The organism is Streptomyces sp. NBC_00094, assembly GCF_026343125.1.
Classification (GTDB): Bacteria; Actinomycetota; Actinomycetes; order Streptomycetales; family Streptomycetaceae; genus Streptomyces.
The window spans coordinates 2,293,598-2,308,286 of the sequence record NZ_JAPEMB010000001.1; the positions used below are offsets into that span (position 1 = coordinate 2,293,598).

Consider the following 14,689-nt stretch of genomic DNA (forward strand, 5'->3'; position numbering starts at 1 on the left):
CACCCCCCGGGGTCACGCGTCGGGGGTCTCGTCCGTCCGGCCGCTCTCGTGCCAGCGCGGATCGGTCTCCCATTCCAGGTTCCGCTCCCGGGCGGTCTCCATGGCGTGGGAGGCCTCCTCACGGCTGGCGTACGGGCCGAAGCGGTTCTTCGCCGGGCACTCCGGGCCCTCCTCGACCTTCTTGTGCTCCAGGCAGTAGTACCACTCGCCGGGCTTGCCCACGGTCTTCTTCTTGAACAGGGCCATCGTCGTCGGCTCCTTCCTCCGAGACCATGCTGCCCCAGACGTGGTCGTTAGACTCGCTGACATGTCTGGCCAGTCGCTTCTCGTTCCGGGGGAGCTCTCCCCCCACCGCTCCGTTCCGGGCTCCATCCGCCGTCCCGAGTACGTCGGGAAGCCCGCACCGACCCCGTACAGCGGGTCCGAGGTGCAGGATTCCGACACCATCGAGCGGATGCGGATCGCCGGCCGCATCGCCGCGCGGGCGATGGAGGAGGCCGCCAAGCACATCGCCCCGGGGGTGACCACCGACGAGCTCGACCGGGTCGCCCACGATTACATGTGCGACCACGGCGCCTATCCGTCGACCCTCGGCTACCGCGGCTTCCCGAAGTCGCTCTGCGCCTCGGTCAACGAGGTCATCTGCCACGGCATCCCGGACTCCACGGTGCTGCGCGACGGCGACATCGTGAACCTGGACGTCACGGCGTACATCAACGGCGTCCACGGCGACAACAACGCCACCTACCTCTGCGGCGACGTCGACGAGGAGTCGCGGCTGCTCGTCGAGCGGACCCGGGAGTCGCTGAACCGGGCCATCAAGGCCGTGCGGCCGGGCCGTCAGATCAACATCATCGGGCGGGTCATCGAGTCGTACGCCAAGCGCTTCGGCTACGGCGTCGTCCGGGACTTCACCGGGCACGGCATCAACTCGTCGTTCCACTCCGGTCTGATCGTCCCGCACTACGACTCCCCCCACCACACCACCGAGATCAAGACCGGCATGACCTTCACGATCGAGCCGATGCTCACGCTGGGCACCCACGACTACGACATGTGGGACGACGGCTGGACCGTGGTGACCAAGGACCGCAAGCGGACGGCCCAGTTCGAGCACACGCTCGTCGTGACCGAGAACGGGGCCGAAATCCTTACGTTGCCCTGACCGCTCCACGGGGTACGTTTTTACCGACAGGTCGTCGGGAACCAGTTGACTTAGGCAAGCCTAACTTGGCAAGATCAGCACTGGTTCCCGTCCCATCGGCCCCGGAGGCACGCCTTGGACACGCCCTTCTCCACGCTCATCCGTACGGCTTCGCACGAGCAGCACACGGAGGCGGAGACGTCGTCCTTCATGGGCGACCTCCTGGGCGGACGCCTGGCCGTCGACGCCTACGCCCGCTACACGGAGCAGCTCTGGTTCGTCTACCGCGCCCTCGAGGAGGGTGCGGAGGCGCTGCGCGAGGACCCGGTCGCCGGGCCCTTCATACAGACCGAGCTGTTCCGCACGGCCGCCCTGGAGCAGGACCTCGCCCATCTGCGGGGCCCCGACTGGCGCGCCGGGGTCTCCCCGCTGCCCGCCACCGTCGCGTACGCCGAGCGGGTCGCGGAGTGCGCCCGTGAGTGGCCCGCCGGTTACGTGGCCCACCACTACACGCGCTACCTGGGCGACCTGTCGGGCGGACAGATCATCCGCGACAAGGCGGAGCGGACCTGGGGCTTCGCGCGCAAGGGCGACGGCGTGCGGTTCTACGTCTTCGAGGAGATCGGCAACCCGGCCGCGTTCAAGCGGGACTACCGGGAGCTGCTCGACGGGGTGAACGCCGACGACCTGGAGAAGCAGCGGATCGTCGACGAGTGCAAGCGCGCCTTCGACTTCAACAGCGCGGTCTTCCACCAGCTGGGGAGCGAGTTCCCGCTCAGCGCGTGAGCGGGCGGGACGCCCACGCGTTCAGCGCGTGAGCGTTCCCTCCAGGCGGACACGTCCGCCCAACTCCACGATTCCGTCAGGGCCGGGGGCAGTGAGCAGCTGCGAACCCCGGCCCTGTGTGATGTTCAGGGCCCGTCCCAGCTCCGCCGTCAGGAGCAGCGCCGCCGCGCCGGTCGCCTCGTCCTCGTCGATGCCGTCACCGCGCCCCGGGAAGCCCCGCGCCCTGATACGGCCGGCGGCCTCCTCCTCCCAGGCCCAGGCGTAGATCCACTCGCCCGGCTCGGGCACCTCCAGGGCCTCGACCTCGGCTGCGGATCCGTACCGGCGCAGGGTCCGGGGCGGCGCCCACTCGGCGCGCGCCTCGATCCAGGTGAACTCCCCGTCCCCGCGCACCCAGACCTCACCGGCCTGCGGTCGGACGACCTCCAGGTCGAGCAGCCAGGCGGCGCCGATGAGCGGGTGTCCGGCGAACGGCAGCCGCACGCCGGGGGTGTAGATGTCGACGTGTCCGCGCTCCGGGTCGTCCACGAACACCGTCTCGCTGAAGCCGAGCTCCTTGGCGAGCGCCTGCCGGGAGGCCTCGTCGGGGTGGTCGCGGGGGTCCCGTACGACTCCGAGGGCGTTGCCGTGGCGGCCGTCGCCCGCACAGAAGACCCGGAGGACGTCGATGTCAGTGGCGGTCGTGTTCATGGCGGAATTGAACCACTCCGCCCGGTGCGGCAGGGCCGCACCCGGGGATCGGGTGCGGCCCTGCCTGTCGGGGGGTGGCGGTTTCGGGGGGTCAGGACTCCGTGGCGCGGCGGCGTACGGCGATGACGACGGCCGCGCCCGCGCCGGCGATCAGACCGGAGGCGGTGAGGAGGAGGCCGGTCGGGGTGCCCGAGCCGGTGGCGGCGAGGGCGCCGGAGCCGCCGGTCGTGCCCGCGCCGCCGACGGTGCCGGCCGTGCCGCCGCCGACGGTCCCGCCACCGCCCGTGGTGGACGAGCCGCCGGCCGTACCGGAGCCGCCGCCGGTCGTGGCGGAGCCGGAGCCGCCGGTCGTGGCGGAGCCGCCGGAGGCCGGGGGCAGCGAGGCGTCCCCGTCGGCCGCGAGGGTCACGGTCACCGGGTCCATGGCGGTGCCCGCCGGGTAGCCGCCCTGGCCGCCCGGGGCGGCGAACGCGGCCGAGCCGGCCGCCGTCAGCCTGGCCGGAACGTCCGCGAGGGTGACGAGACCGTCCTTCACCGTCCAGTCGGCCCGGGAGAGGTCCAGGTCGGCGAAGGCCACGTCGTTCCTGGTGCCGGTCGCGGTGGTCACGTCGACGGTGAGGGTGCCGGTGGAGCCCGTCGCCTTCACCTTCACGTCGCCGACGGTCATGTCGATGCCGTGCGCGGCACAGACGAAGGCCAGCTTGCCGGAGAAGGCGGCCTCGGCCTTGCGGGCGTCGGCGTCGAGGTCGGCCTTGACGAAGCCGAAGTCGTAGGCGGTGCCCCGCTTCACGGCGCCGCCGGAGGCGGTCACGGAGCCGCCGCACAGGTCACCGACGTACCGCTGCCAGCTCTGCTTCACGCCCCAGGTGAGCCTGCCGTTCACGACACCGGAGGGGTCGGCCGGCGGCTGCGTCGTGGGTGCGGTCGTCGGGGGCGCGGTCGTCGTGGGTGCGGTGGTGGTCCGCGTCGGGGCAGGGGACGTCGGGGACGTGGTGGTGGGCGCGGGGGACGTCGGGGTGGTGGTCGTCGGCGCCGGGGAGGTCGGCGTGACGGGCGGGGTGGTGGGCGGCGGGGTGGTCGGGGGCCGGGTCGTCGGGGGCTGGGTGGTCGGGGGCTGGGAGCCCGCCTTCACGGTGAGCGTGGCCGCGTCGAGCGCGTCGCCCTCCTTGTAGAAGCCCGCGAACGCCGCCGCGCCGTCCTGCGTCAGCTTCGCCGGTATGTCCTTGAAGACCATGGCGCCGCCCGCGCCCTGGGACGGCCGGACGCCGGTCATGTCGAGCGCGGCGAAGGAGACGTCGTCGCGGGTGGTGAAGGTGCCGTTCTTCTCCTTGGTGACGACGTCGGCGGTGATCTCACCGGTGGGCGCGGCCGTGCCCTTCGTCGTCAGTTTCACGTCCGAGATCCGGATGTCGAGGACGCCCGCGTGGGCCTCGAAGTGGACCCCGCCCTTGAAGGAGTTGGCGGTGGCGTGGGTGCCCGTGTCGTAGGTGCCGGTGCCCTCGACGAAGGTGAAGACGCCGTTGCCCGGGGCCTGCTTCGCGCCGCCTTCGAGCGTGGTCTTCCCCTGGGCGAAGGGCTGGGCCAGGTACGAGCGGAAGGACTGCTTGATGCCCCAGTCCAGGGTGCCGTCGCTCAGCGCCGTCGAAGGCGCGGCGGCGTCGGCCGCGGCGGCGGGCAGGGCGAGGGCGACGGCGCCCGTGCCGAGTGCGGCGGCGGTGGCGACGGCGGCCGCCAGGGTGACGGGTCGGCGCAGGGGGGTGGCCATGTCGGGGGTTCTCCTCGGTGGTGCGGGGGGGGGCGGCGCAGGGGGGTGCGCGGGGCGGGGCGTGAGAGGGGTGTGGCCGCGTTATCCGGCGGGGGCTCAGTCCGTGGACGTGGCGGTACGGCGGCGGCGTACCGCCACGAGGACCGCGAGCGCGCCGGCGAGGAGCACGCCCGCGCCGATCGCGACGTACGTGCCGGTGGAGGCCGCGGAGGCCGCGGCGGGGGCGGGGGCGGGGGCGGGGGCGGGGGCAGCCGACGCCGAGGGGGCGGTGGTCGTCGCGTCGGCGGAGGGCGCGGGCTTCGCATCGCTGCCGAGGTCCGGGAGCGCGGGCAGTTTCGCGGTGGCGTCGACGGTGACGGCGAGCGACACGGGGTCCATCGCGGTGCCCGCCCTGTACATCCCTCCGAAGGCCTTGGCGCCGCCCTCGGTGAGGGTGGCGGGCGCCTCGGTGACGGCGGCGAGGCCGTTCTTCGGGGCGAAGTCCCCTGCGCTGAAGGTGACGAGGGGGACGGCCTTCGTGGTGGTCCCGGCGCTGGTGACGTCGGCACTGAGGGTGCCCATGCCGCCGGTCACCTTCGCGGTGAACCTGCCGAGCGTGAGGTCGAGGTGGACGCCGGTGAAGCGGACACTGCCGGCGAAGGCCGCGTCGAGCGTCCGCCTCTTCGCGTCGTACGTGCCCTTGCCCGCGGGGAAGCGGAAGAGCGCGCCGCCGTCCTGGGCGCCGTCGGCGAGGGTCCACTCTCCCTGGGCGATGGCCCCGGTGACGTACTCGCGGAAGGTGCGGCGGACGCCCCAGTCGACAGCCGCGGTCCTGATCGTGCCGGTGCTCGCGGGCGCGTTGGGGGAACTCGCCGTGGGCGACTGACCCGTGGGGGGCTTCGCCGTCGACTCGGTGGCCGGCGGGGTGGTCGGCGGGGTGGTCGGCGCGGGCTGCTTCCGGGCCTGGACGTCGACGCTGAGGCTGACCGGGTCGAGCTGTGTGCCGGCCGGGTAGTAGCCGGCGAAGGCGGTGGCGCCCTGGGCGGTGAGCGTGGCGGGCACCCCGGCGAGGGCGACGGGGCTGCCGCCGCCGCGCATGTCGATGCCGCCGAGGTTCAGGGTGGCCAACGGCACCTGGGAGCTGACGCCGACGCGTCCGCTGCCCTTGGCCTTGCTCGCCATGTCGGCGTAGAGGGTGCCGCGGCCGCCCTGGACGACGACCCGGGGGCGGCTGATGGTGAGGTCCAGTTCGTTCGTGCCGTCCGCCTTGCGGTGGCCGGTGAAGTGGACGCCGCCGGTGAAGGCCGCTTCGAACGCGCCGGTCTCCGGGTCGTACGAGCCCTGTGCGGAGTGGAAGCGGAACTGGCTGCCGCCGACCGTTGCGGCGCCGCCGGTGAGGCCCCAACCGCCCTGCGCGATGGGCCCGGTGACGTAGCTCTGGAAGGAGGACTTGATGCCCCAGTCGAGCCGCCCGCCCTGCACCGTACGGCTCTCCGCGTGGGCGGCCGAGGCGGGGATCAGGGCGGCGAGCAGGGCCGCGAAGAGGCTCACGGCGAGCGCGCGGGCGGGTCTGGACAGCGGCATGGAACCCCTCCGAGGGCTAGCTAGTAAGGCAAGGCTAACCTAAGCTGCATCGAGCCCCGGCTGGAACCCCTCCGGCCCGTACGCGACAGAACGAACGACGACAGGACGGTGTCCGGTGCGCAGAACTCGCCTCGCGGGAGCGCTGACAGCAGTGCTCGCCCTCGCCCTCGCGGCGACCGGCTGCGGTGACGGAAGCGGTACGACCCCGGCCGCCGCCCCCGCCGGAACGGCCACCGCCCCCGACCGGGTCGAGCCGCTCGCCGCCCCGGCCGCGCCCCGACTGCCCGTCACCGTCCCCTCGGCGGACGGGCGCACGGTCACCGTCGCCTCCGCCGAGCGGATCGTCCCGCTCAGCGGCTCCCTCAACGAGATCGTCTTCACCCTCGGTCTCGGCGGGAAGGTCGTCGCCCGTGACATCACCGCCACCTTCGAACAGGCCGCCGAGCTCCCGGTGGTGACCCGCGCCCATGACGTCTCCGCCGAGAGCGTGCTCTCGCTGCGGCCCACCCTCGTCCTCGCCGAGTCCACCACCGGACCGGCCGAGGCCGTCGCCCAGATCCGGGACGCGGGCATCCCGCTCGTCGTCGTGAAGCCCGCCAAGGAGCTCGCGGACGTCGGCACCCGCATCGACGCGGTCGCCGCCGCACTCGGCGTACCGGACTCCGGCACCGCGCTCAAGGAGCGCACCCAGGGGCGGATCGACACCGTACGGAAGGGGATCCCGGCCCGCGAGGAGAAGCCCCGGGTGGCCTTCCTCTACGTCCGCGGCTCGGCCGCCGTCTACCTGCTCGGCGGCGCCGAGTCCGGCGCGAGCTCCCTCCTCGAAGCGGCCGGCGCGGTCGACGCGGGCAAGGAGTCCGGTCTGACGAAGGACTTCACCCCCCTCACCAGCGAGGCCCTGGCGCAGGCCGCGCCCGACGCGATCCTCGTGATGAGCAAGGGACTCGCCTCGGTCGACGGGATCGACGGCCTGGTGAAGATCCCGGGCGTCGCCCAGACCCCGGCCGGAGCCGACCGGCGGGTCGTCACCGTCGACGACGGCGTGCTCCTCACCTACGGCCCGCGCACCGACCAGGTCCTGACGTCCCTGGTCGGCCAGTTGTACGGGGAGACGAAGTGACGGCACTCCCCGAGACCCCGCCCCGCACGGAGCAGGACCCGGACCCGGACCCGGCACCGGCACCGGCACCGGAGAAGCCGGCCCTGCCCGCCGACCCGGCCGCTTCCCGCCCCCTGCGCGGCCGGGCCACCGTCCTCACGGTCTCCCTCCTCGCCGCCCTGCTCCTCCTCTCCCTCCTCTCCACCGGGATCGGGGCGTACGAGATCCCGCTCGGCGACGTCCTCGCCTCCGTACAGCACCGGATCGGGCTCGGCGGGCACGCGCTCGACCGCACGGCGGAGAGCGTCCTGTGGAACATCCGGCTCCCCCGGGTCGTCCTCGCCGTCCTCGTCGGCGCCTCGCTCGGCTGCGCGGGCGCCCTCATGCAGGGCGTGTTCGGCAACCCGCTCGCCGAGCCCGGCGTCATCGGCATCTCGGCGGGCGCGGCCGTCGGCGCGGTCGGCGCGATCGCGCTGGGGCTCACCTTCCTCGGCAACTGGACGGTGACCGTCTGCGCCTTCGTCGCCGGTCTGGCGACCGTCCTCCTCGTGTACGCGATGTCCCGCTCGGGCGGCCGTACGGAGGTGGTGACCCTGATCCTCACCGGCATCGCGGTGAACGCCTTCGCGGGCGCGCTGATCGGCCTCTTCATCTTCTTCGCCGACAACGCGCAGATCACCCAGATCACCTTCTGGCAGCTCGGTTCGCTCGCCCAGGCCACCTGGCCCAAGGTCCTCGCCGTCCTGCCCTGCGCCCTCCTCGGGCTGGCCGTCGCCCCCTTCCACTCCCGCCGGCTCGACCTGCTCGCGCTCGGCGAACGGCCCGCCCGGCACCTGGGCGTGGACGTGGAGCGGCTGCGGATCGCCCTGATCCTGGTCGTGGCACTGCTCACCGCCGCGGCGGTCGCGGTCGCGGGGATCATCACCTTCGTCGGCCTCCTCGTCCCGCACCTGCTGCGGATGGCGAACGGCCCGGGCCACCGCTTCCTGGTGCCGGGCAGCGCGCTGGGCGGCGCGGTCGTCCTCGCGGCCGGCGACCTGGCGGCCCGTACGGTCGCGGCCCCGGCCGAACTCCCCCTGGGCGTCCTCACCGCCCTCCTGGGCAGCCCGTTCTTCTTCTGGCTGCTGCGCAGGACCCGTCGTCGGCAAGGTGGTTGGGCATGACATCCGTACGCTTCCGAGGACTGCTCCCGCGCCGGCGCGCGCGGACGCTCCCCTCCCCCGTCGCCCGCGGCGAACTCGTCGCCGAGGCGCGGGGCCTGCGCGTCACGCTCGGCGGCCGTGCGGTGCTCGACGGCGTCGGGATCGGGGTGCGGGCCGGGGAGGTCCTGGCTCTGGTCGGGCCCAACGGGGCCGGGAAGTCCACGCTCCTCGCCGCGCTCGCCGCCGATCTCGCCCCGAGCGCCGGGGAGGTGCGGATCGGGGGGCGGCCCGCCGGCGACTGGCCGGCCGGTGAACTCGCCCTGCGCCGGGCCGTGCTGCCGCAGGCCGCCGCGCTGTCCTTCCCGTTCCCCGTCGCCGAGGTCGTACGGATGGGCCGGGCACCCTGGGCCGGGACCGCGCGGGAGGACGAGGACGAGGCGGCCGTCGCCCGGGCGTTGGCGGCCACCGAGGTCGAGGCCTTCGCCGGGCGTCCGTTCTCCGCGCTGTCGGGCGGCGAGCGGGCCCGGGTCGCGCTGGCCCGCGTCCTGGCCCAGCGGACCGGGCTCCTGCTGCTCGACGAGCCGACCGCCGCGCTCGACCTGCGCCACCAGGAACTGGTGCTCCGGGTCTGCCGGGAGCGTGCGGCGGACGGTGACGCGGTCGTGGTCGTCCTGCACGACCTGGGGCTCGCCGCCGCCCACGCGGACCGGGTCGCGGTGCTGCACGGCGGGCGGATCGCGGCGGACGGCCCGCCCTCCGAGGTGCTCGACGCGGAGGTGCTGAGCCGGGTCTACCGGCAGCCGGTGGAGGTGTTCCCGCACCCGCGGACGGGGGTGCCCCTCGTCGTCCCGGTCCGGACCGCGACGATCCCGACCGCGACGATCCCGACCCCTCCGGTCCGGGCCGGGACGGTCGCGTCGATCCGTACCGCCACGTGATCACGAAACGGACAATTCACCCCGCTTGACCCGTCCTTGACCGGGCGTTGGGGACTCCATGAGCGCCCTGTGACCCAGCTGTGTCCGGCCCTCCGGAGCTGAGAGCTGAATCACCGGACGGGCGGGTATGACCGAGGTAAGCCTCGGTTAAGTTAGGTCCGCCTCACCACCGTCCCCGCGTTCCTGGAGTCCCCATGCGAGCCGTCCGCCTCTCCGTCGTCACCGCCGCCGCGACCGCGGCCGCTCTGACCGCCGTCACGGGCTGCACCGAGAAGAGCGACGCCAAGGCGGAGGACGGTGCGATCACCGTCGTCGCCAAGGACGACTCCTGCGAGGTGTCGAAGACGCAGTTCCCGGCCGGCCACGTGACGCTGGCCGTCGAGAACCGCGGCTCCAAGGTCACCGAGGTCTACGTCCTCTACCCGGACGACCGGATCGTCACCGAGCGCGAGAACATCGGCCCCGGCACCAAGGCCACGATCACCGCCGAGATCAAGGCCGGCGCCTACGCGATCGTCTGCAAGCCCGGCATGACCGGCACCGGCATCCGGCAGCAGGTCGAGCTCACCGGCGCGGGCGCCGCGGCCACGAAGCGCTCCCCGGAGATGGACACCGCCGTCGCCGCCTACCGCCAGTACGTGCAGGCGCAGGCCGACGCGACCCTCCCCAAGGTGAAGGTCTTCACCGACGCCGTCCGCGCCGGTGACATCGAGGCCGCCAAGAAGGCGTACGCCGAGTCCCGCATCGGCTGGGAGCGCACCGAGCCGGTCGCCGAGTCCTTCGGCGACATCGACCCCAAGGTCGACGTCCGCGAGGACGGCCTCGAGGAGGGCCAGGACCCGGCGAAGGACTGGACCGGCTGGCACCGCCTGGAGAAGGCGCTCTGGAAGGACAAGAAGCTCGGCGCCGCCGAGAAGCAGCTCGCGGACACCCTGGACAAGGACCTCGCGGACTGGGTGAAGCGGGTCGGCAAGGCCGAGATCACCCCGACCTCGATGGCCAACGGCGCCAAGGAACTCCTGGACGAGGTCGCCTCCGGCAAGGTCACCGGCGAGGAGGAGCGCTACTCCCACACCGACCTCGTCGACTTCAAGGCGAACGTCGAGGGCGCGCAGAAGTCCTTCGAGCTGCTCAAGCCGGTCGCCACGAAGAACGACCCGAAGCTCGTCGCCGAACTCGACAAGCAGTTCGCCGCGCTGAACACGCTGCTCGACACGTACCGCACGGACAAGAGCAGCTACGTCTTCACCTCGTACGAGAAGGTCGGCAAGGCCGAGCGCAAGGAGCTCTCGGACGGCGTCAACGCGCTGGCCGAGCCGCTCTCCAAGCTCGCCGCCGCGGTCGTCAAGTAGCCGTCGAACGACCGGGGAGGGGACGGACATGTCCGAGGAGACCCAGGAACAGCAGTCGGCGGAGGCCGCGCCCTCCCGCCGTACCGTCATCGGCTGGGGCGGTGCCGGGCTCGCGCTCGGTGCCGCCGCGGCCGGCGGCGGCGCCCTGCTCGCCCGCGACGGGGACACCGCGGTGCCCGTCGCCGAAAGCGGCTCGGCCGTGCCCTTCCACGGCGCGCACCAGGCCGGCATCGCCACCGCCGTCCAGGACCGGCTGCACTTCGCCGCCTTCGACGTGAGGACGAAGGACCGCGCGGAGCTGATCCAGCTCCTCAAGGACTGGACGCGGGCCGCCGAGCGGATGACGGCGGGCGCCGAGGTCGGCGACGGCGCGTACGGCGGACTGCCGGAGGCGCCCCCGGACGACACGGGCGAGGCCCTCGGCCTCAAGCCCTCCCGTCTGACCCTCACGATCGGCTTCGGCCCCACGCTCTTCGACGGGCGTTTCGGGCTGAAGGACAAGCGGCCCGGGGCCTTGGTGGAGCTGCCCAAGTTCCCGGGCGACAACCTGGATCCGGCGCGCAGCGGCGGCGACCTCTGCGTCCAGGCGTGCGCGGACGACCCGCAGGTCGCCGTGCACGCCATCCGGAACCTCGCACGGATCGGCTTCGGCAAGGTCGCGGTGCGCTGGTCGCAGCTGGGCTTCGGCAAGACGTCCTCGACGACCCCGGACGCCCAGACCCCGCGCAACCTCTTCGGCTTCAAGGACGGCACCCGGAACATCGGGGGCACCGAGACCGAGCGGCTGGCGAAGCACGTGTGGGTCTCCGGCAAGGACGCCGAGGGCCCGGCGGCGTGGATGGACGGCGGTTCGTACCTCGTCGCCCGCCGCATCCGGATGAACGTCGAGACCTGGGACCGCACCCCGCTCGGCGAGCAGGAGGACATCTTCGGCCGCGACAAGCGCGAGGGAGCGCCCGTCGGCAAGGCCAAGGAGCACGACGCGCCGTTCCTGAAGGCGATGAAGCCGGACTCGCACGTCCGGCTCGCCCACCCGGACACCAACGGCGGGGCGACGATCCTGCGCCGCGGCTACTCGTTCACGGACGGCACGGACGGACTCGGCCGGCTTGAGGCGGGCCTGTTCTTCCTGGCGTACCAGAAGGACGTCCGTACCGGCTTCATCCCCGTCCAGACCTCGCTCGGCCGCGCCGACGCCCTCAACGAGTACATCCAGCACGTGGGTTCGGCGCTGTTCGCCGTCCCGCCGGGCGTCCGGGACAAGGACGACTGGTGGGGCCGGGCACTGTTCGCGTGACTCCTCACGTGAGTCCGCTGGTGACTCCTCACGTATCCCAGGGAGGGAACCGACGTGTTCGGTAACTATCTGATCGGCCTGCGCGAGGGCCTGGAGGCCAGTCTGGTCGTCTGCATCCTCATCGCGTACCTGGTGAAGACCGGGCGCAGGGACGCGCTGAAGCCGATCTGGATCGGCATCGGCGTGGCCGTGGGAGTGGCGCTGGCCTTCGGCGCGGGTCTCGAATTCGGCTCCCAGGAGCTGACCTTCGAGGCTCAGGAGCTGCTCGGCGGGACGCTGTCGATCGTCGCCGTGGTCCTGGTGACCTGGATGGTCTTCTGGATGCGGCGTACGGCCCGGCACCTGAGGTCCGAGCTGCACGGCAAGCTGGACGCGGCACTCCGGATGGGGACGGGCGCGCTGGTCGCGACCGCCTTCCTGGCGGTGGGGCGCGAGGGCCTGGAGACGGCGCTCTTCGTGTGGGCGTCGGTGCGGGCGTCCTCGGACGGCTCGTACGCGCCGCTGACCGGGGTGGTCCTCGGGCTCCTCACGGCCGTCCTGCTGGGCTGGCTGTTCTACCGGGGCGCGCTGAAGATCAACCTGGCGAAGTTCTTCACCTGGACCGGCGGAATGCTGGTCGTGGTGGCGGCGGGCGTCCTCGCGTACGGCGTGCACGACCTCCAGGAGGCGCGCTTCCTCGGCGGTCTCGCGAACAAGGCCTTCGACGTCTCGGCGACGATCCCGCCGGACAGCTGGTACGGCACGCTCCTCAAGGGCGTCTTCAACTTCCAGCCGGACCCGACGGTCCTTCAGGTCACGGTGTGGGCGCTGTATCTGGTCCCGACGCTCGCGCTGTTCCTGGCCCCGATAGGGTCGGGTCCGTCCGTGCGGGTGGAGAAGCAGAAGGCGACCGATGAGAAGGCTGAGGCTGAGGCGAGCGCCGAGACGACCGCTTGAGCGGTCGTCCGCAGGGTCGGCACGACCGGCGAGGGTGCTCGCGGCGACGGCGGCGGCGACCGTCCTGGCGCTGACGGCGAGCGGCTGCGTGACGGTCCACGGCGAGCTGGCGCTGGTACCCGCGGTGACGACGACCGAGGCCGCGCAGGCTCTCGCCGACTTCACCGCCGCTTACAACCGGGCCGACAAGGCCCACGACCCGGCCCTCGACGCGGGCCGGGTCACCGGTCCGCTCGGGGAGATCAACCAGGCGGGCCTGCGCTCGCGGGCGGTCACCGCCCCGGGCGGCAATCCGGCCCATCGCCCCCTCGAACTGACCGACGCGCGCTTCGTCGTGCCCCGCAAGGCGGGCTGGCCGCGCTGGTTCGTCGCGGACACCGACGCGAACCGGGACGTCGGCAGGGCCGACGCCGACCAGCGCTGGGTCCTCGTCTTCGTACGCAACGGGCCGCGGCAGCTGTGGGAGGTCGCCCATCTGCTCGTCCTCGACCCGTCCGCCGTGCCCGCGTTCGCGGAGGAGGACGGGTACGCGGTGCCGGTCGCCGCGGACACCGACACGCTTGCCGTGGCGCCCGAGGACCTGGGTGCGGAGTACGTGGCGTACCTGAAGGACGGGAAGCCGGGGCCGTACGCGGCGGGGGCGCACACCTCGGGGTGGCGCGAGGGGCGGCAGCGGACGGCCAAGCGGCCGGGGCTCGCCACCCAGTACATCGACCGCGTCACGGACCAGGGGGACTTCGCCCCGCTCGCGCTGCGGACGAAGGACGGCGGCGCGCTCGTCTTCTTCGCGACCCGGCACTTCGAGCGGCAGACGGCGGCCAAGGGCTACCGGCCGAAGGTCCCCGCGGACGTCAAGGCGCTGCTGACGGGCGAGGTGAAGAACACCGTCACCAAGGAGTGGGTGTCGAACCAGGTGGTCCAGGTGAAGCCGAAGGGCACGGACCGGGACGCGGTCACGGTCGTGTCCCGGCTCCAGGGCGTGGTGGGCGCGGCGGGGTCGTAGCCGGACGCGCCTGGTCGCGCCCGGCCGTCCTGCCGGCCCTCGGCGGACCGTGACGGGCCTCAGCGGGGCCGGCGGTCGTGACGGATCTCGGCGGGCCCGGACGGTCCCAGCGGATCGACGGGGCCCGGACGGTTCTCGGCGGGCCCGGACGGTCCCAGCGGATCGACGGGGCCCGGACGGTTCTCAGCGGGTCAGCGGCCAGGCGATCTCGTGGGCGGTGTGCTCCCCGTCCCCCTCGGCCTCCCGCGCGGCCGCGTGGCGCGCGCAGGCTTCCGTGAGGGTCTCCAGGAGGTTCAGCGGGTCCGGCAGCGGGTGTTCGGGTCCGCGGACCCAGGCGACGACCGGCGGGGCGGACTCGTCTCCGGGCAGCCGGGCCGGCGGTACGAGGACGTAGCTGCCGCGGCAGTGCCAGCGCAGCCCCGGGTGCTCGTCCATCGTCTCCGGGTGGCAGTCGAGCTCACACGGCCACCACTCGTCCTCGTCCTCGGGGGTGCCGCGGGTGGCGGTGAAGAAGAGCATGCGCCCGCCGACGGTGTCGACCTCGGCGGACTCGGCGACGGGACCGACCTCGACGCCCTCCGCGAGGAGCCGCTCCAGGGCGGCGCGGCCGGCGGCCAGCGGTACGTCGAGGACGTCGTGGACCATGCCGGTGGCGGTGATGAAGTTCGCCTCGGGCTGGTTCCGCGCCCAGCGCTCGATCTGGGCACGGTCGGTGGTCGACTGGGTCTGCCAGGCGAAGGAGACGGGGTGCCGGGCGGGAGTGGGACAGCCGATGCGCTCACAGGAGCAGCTGTAGCCGACGGGGTACGCGGCGGGGGCCAGGGGCAGCCCGGCGGCGGCGGCGGCCAGGAGCAGCTTCTCGCGGTCGTCCTCGACCTCGGCCGCGGTGCGTTTGGGGCGCCTGCGCAGCCACTGTGCGAGTTTGCTCTCCGTGCCGCGGTAGCGGCCGATGCCGTCGCCCATCTATCCCCTCA

Annotated in this window: 14 protein-coding genes; 9 read left to right on the forward strand and 5 right to left on the reverse strand. The window is 73.2% G+C overall.

Annotated features, from left to right (window positions below):
• Positions 1-12: 12 nt before the first annotated feature.
• Complete coding sequence (locus OG580_RS09925) at positions 13-246, reverse strand: hypothetical protein (protein ID WP_267043282.1); 234 nt, start codon at positions 244-246, stop codon at positions 13-15.
• A gap of 61 nt (positions 247-307) precedes the next feature.
• On the opposite strand from OG580_RS09925, the gene map reads away from it, so the two are divergent.
• Positions 308-1,165 (forward strand): type I methionyl aminopeptidase, encoded by an 858-nt coding sequence (gene map / locus OG580_RS09930; protein ID WP_267043283.1) that lies wholly within the window; start codon positions 308-310, stop codon positions 1,163-1,165.
• 114 nt (positions 1,166-1,279) lie between these two features.
• Positions 1,280-1,930 (forward strand): heme oxygenase (biliverdin-producing), encoded by a 651-nt coding sequence (locus OG580_RS09935; RefSeq protein ID WP_267043284.1) that lies wholly within the window; start codon positions 1,280-1,282, stop codon positions 1,928-1,930.
• Positions 1,931-1,951: 21 nt separating this feature from the next.
• On the opposite strand, the gene OG580_RS09940 is transcribed toward OG580_RS09935, so the two are convergent.
• From OG580_RS09940 to OG580_RS09950, 3 genes are all read right to left on the reverse strand, one after another.
• A complete protein-coding gene (locus OG580_RS09940; protein WP_267043285.1) occupies positions 1,952-2,620 on the reverse strand; it encodes a PhzF family phenazine biosynthesis protein in 669 nt (222 codons plus the stop codon).
• A 91-nt stretch (positions 2,621-2,711) separates the two neighbouring features.
• A complete protein-coding gene (locus OG580_RS09945) occupies positions 2,712-4,385 on the reverse strand; it encodes an HtaA domain-containing protein (protein ID WP_267043286.1) in 1,674 nt (557 codons plus the stop codon).
• A 96-nt stretch (positions 4,386-4,481) separates the two neighbouring features.
• On the reverse strand, positions 4,482-5,948 hold the full coding sequence (locus OG580_RS09950; protein WP_267043287.1) for an HtaA domain-containing protein: 1,467 nt from the start codon (positions 5,946-5,948) through the stop codon (positions 4,482-4,484).
• A gap of 115 nt (positions 5,949-6,063) precedes the next feature.
• On the opposite strand from OG580_RS09950, the gene OG580_RS09955 reads away from it, so the two are divergent.
• The 7 genes from OG580_RS09955 to OG580_RS09985 all read left to right on the forward strand — a co-directional run bounded on the left by OG580_RS09955 (position 6,064) and on the right by OG580_RS09985 (position 13,715).
• Complete coding sequence (locus OG580_RS09955) at positions 6,064-7,068, forward strand: hemin ABC transporter substrate-binding protein (RefSeq protein ID WP_267043288.1); 1,005 nt, start codon at positions 6,064-6,066, stop codon at positions 7,066-7,068.
• A 113-nt stretch (positions 7,069-7,181) separates the two neighbouring features.
• Positions 7,182-8,210 carry an iron ABC transporter permease gene (locus tag OG580_RS09960; protein ID WP_267047952.1) on the forward strand — a complete coding sequence of 343 codons (1,029 nt, stop codon included), beginning with the start codon at positions 7,182-7,184 and terminating at the stop codon, positions 8,208-8,210.
• Entirely contained in the window at positions 8,207-9,127 is a 921-nt protein-coding gene (locus OG580_RS09965) for a heme ABC transporter ATP-binding protein (protein ID WP_267043289.1), read from the forward strand. Before OG580_RS09960 ends, OG580_RS09965 begins: the two co-directional genes overlap by 4 nt.
• A gap of 194 nt (positions 9,128-9,321) precedes the next feature.
• Positions 9,322-10,479: an iron uptake system protein EfeO gene (gene efeO, locus OG580_RS09970; RefSeq protein WP_267043290.1), complete on the forward strand. Its 1,158-nt coding sequence runs from the start codon at positions 9,322-9,324 to the stop codon at positions 10,477-10,479.
• Between the two features lie 28 nt (positions 10,480-10,507).
• A complete protein-coding gene (efeB, locus tag OG580_RS09975) occupies positions 10,508-11,776 on the forward strand; it encodes an iron uptake transporter deferrochelatase/peroxidase subunit (protein ID WP_267043291.1) in 1,269 nt (422 codons plus the stop codon).
• 54 nt (positions 11,777-11,830) lie between these two features.
• Positions 11,831-12,712, forward strand: a complete 882-nt coding sequence (gene efeU / locus OG580_RS09980) for an iron uptake transporter permease EfeU (protein WP_267043292.1) — start codon at positions 11,831-11,833, stop codon at positions 12,710-12,712.
• Positions 12,669-13,715 carry a hypothetical protein gene (locus tag OG580_RS09985; protein ID WP_267043293.1) on the forward strand — a complete coding sequence of 349 codons (1,047 nt, stop codon included), beginning with the start codon at positions 12,669-12,671 and terminating at the stop codon, positions 13,713-13,715. The genes efeU and OG580_RS09985 overlap by 44 nt, the downstream gene beginning before the upstream one ends.
• Positions 13,716-13,898: 183 nt before the next feature.
• On the opposite strand, the gene OG580_RS09990 is transcribed toward OG580_RS09985, so the two are convergent.
• The gene (locus OG580_RS09990; RefSeq protein ID WP_267043294.1) at positions 13,899-14,678 is read right to left on the reverse strand and encodes a bifunctional DNA primase/polymerase; all 780 of its coding nucleotides are present in this window, start codon (positions 14,676-14,678) and stop codon (positions 13,899-13,901) included.
• Between the last annotated feature and the right edge of the window lie 11 nt (positions 14,679-14,689).

What these genes read in the sequence shown, in the direction of transcription:
- OG580_RS09925 (WP_267043282.1), bottom strand. Translation starts at nt 246, where the DNA reads ATGGCCCTGTTCAAGAAGAAGACCGTGGGCAAGCCCGGCGAGTGGTAC.
- map (WP_267043283.1), top strand. Translation starts at nt 308, where the DNA reads ATGTCTGGCCAGTCGCTTCTCGTTCCGGGGGAGCTCTCCCCCCACCGC.
- OG580_RS09940 (WP_267043285.1), bottom strand. Translation starts at nt 2,620, where the DNA reads ATGAACACGACCGCCACTGACATCGACGTCCTCCGGGTCTTCTGTGCG.
- OG580_RS09945 (WP_267043286.1), bottom strand. Translation starts at nt 4,385, where the DNA reads ATGGCCACCCCCCTGCGCCGACCCGTCACCCTGGCGGCCGCCGTCGCC.
- OG580_RS09950 (WP_267043287.1), bottom strand. Translation starts at nt 5,948, where the DNA reads ATGCCGCTGTCCAGACCCGCCCGCGCGCTCGCCGTGAGCCTCTTCGCG.
- OG580_RS09965 (WP_267043289.1), top strand. Translation starts at nt 8,207, where the DNA reads ATGACATCCGTACGCTTCCGAGGACTGCTCCCGCGCCGGCGCGCGCGG.
- efeO (WP_267043290.1), top strand. Translation starts at nt 9,322, where the DNA reads ATGCGAGCCGTCCGCCTCTCCGTCGTCACCGCCGCCGCGACCGCGGCC.
- efeB (WP_267043291.1), top strand. Translation starts at nt 10,508, where the DNA reads ATGTCCGAGGAGACCCAGGAACAGCAGTCGGCGGAGGCCGCGCCCTCC.
- OG580_RS09985 (WP_267043293.1), top strand. Translation starts at nt 12,669, where the DNA reads ATGAGAAGGCTGAGGCTGAGGCGAGCGCCGAGACGACCGCTTGAGCGG.
- OG580_RS09990 (WP_267043294.1), bottom strand. Translation starts at nt 14,678, where the DNA reads ATGGGCGACGGCATCGGCCGCTACCGCGGCACGGAGAGCAAACTCGCA.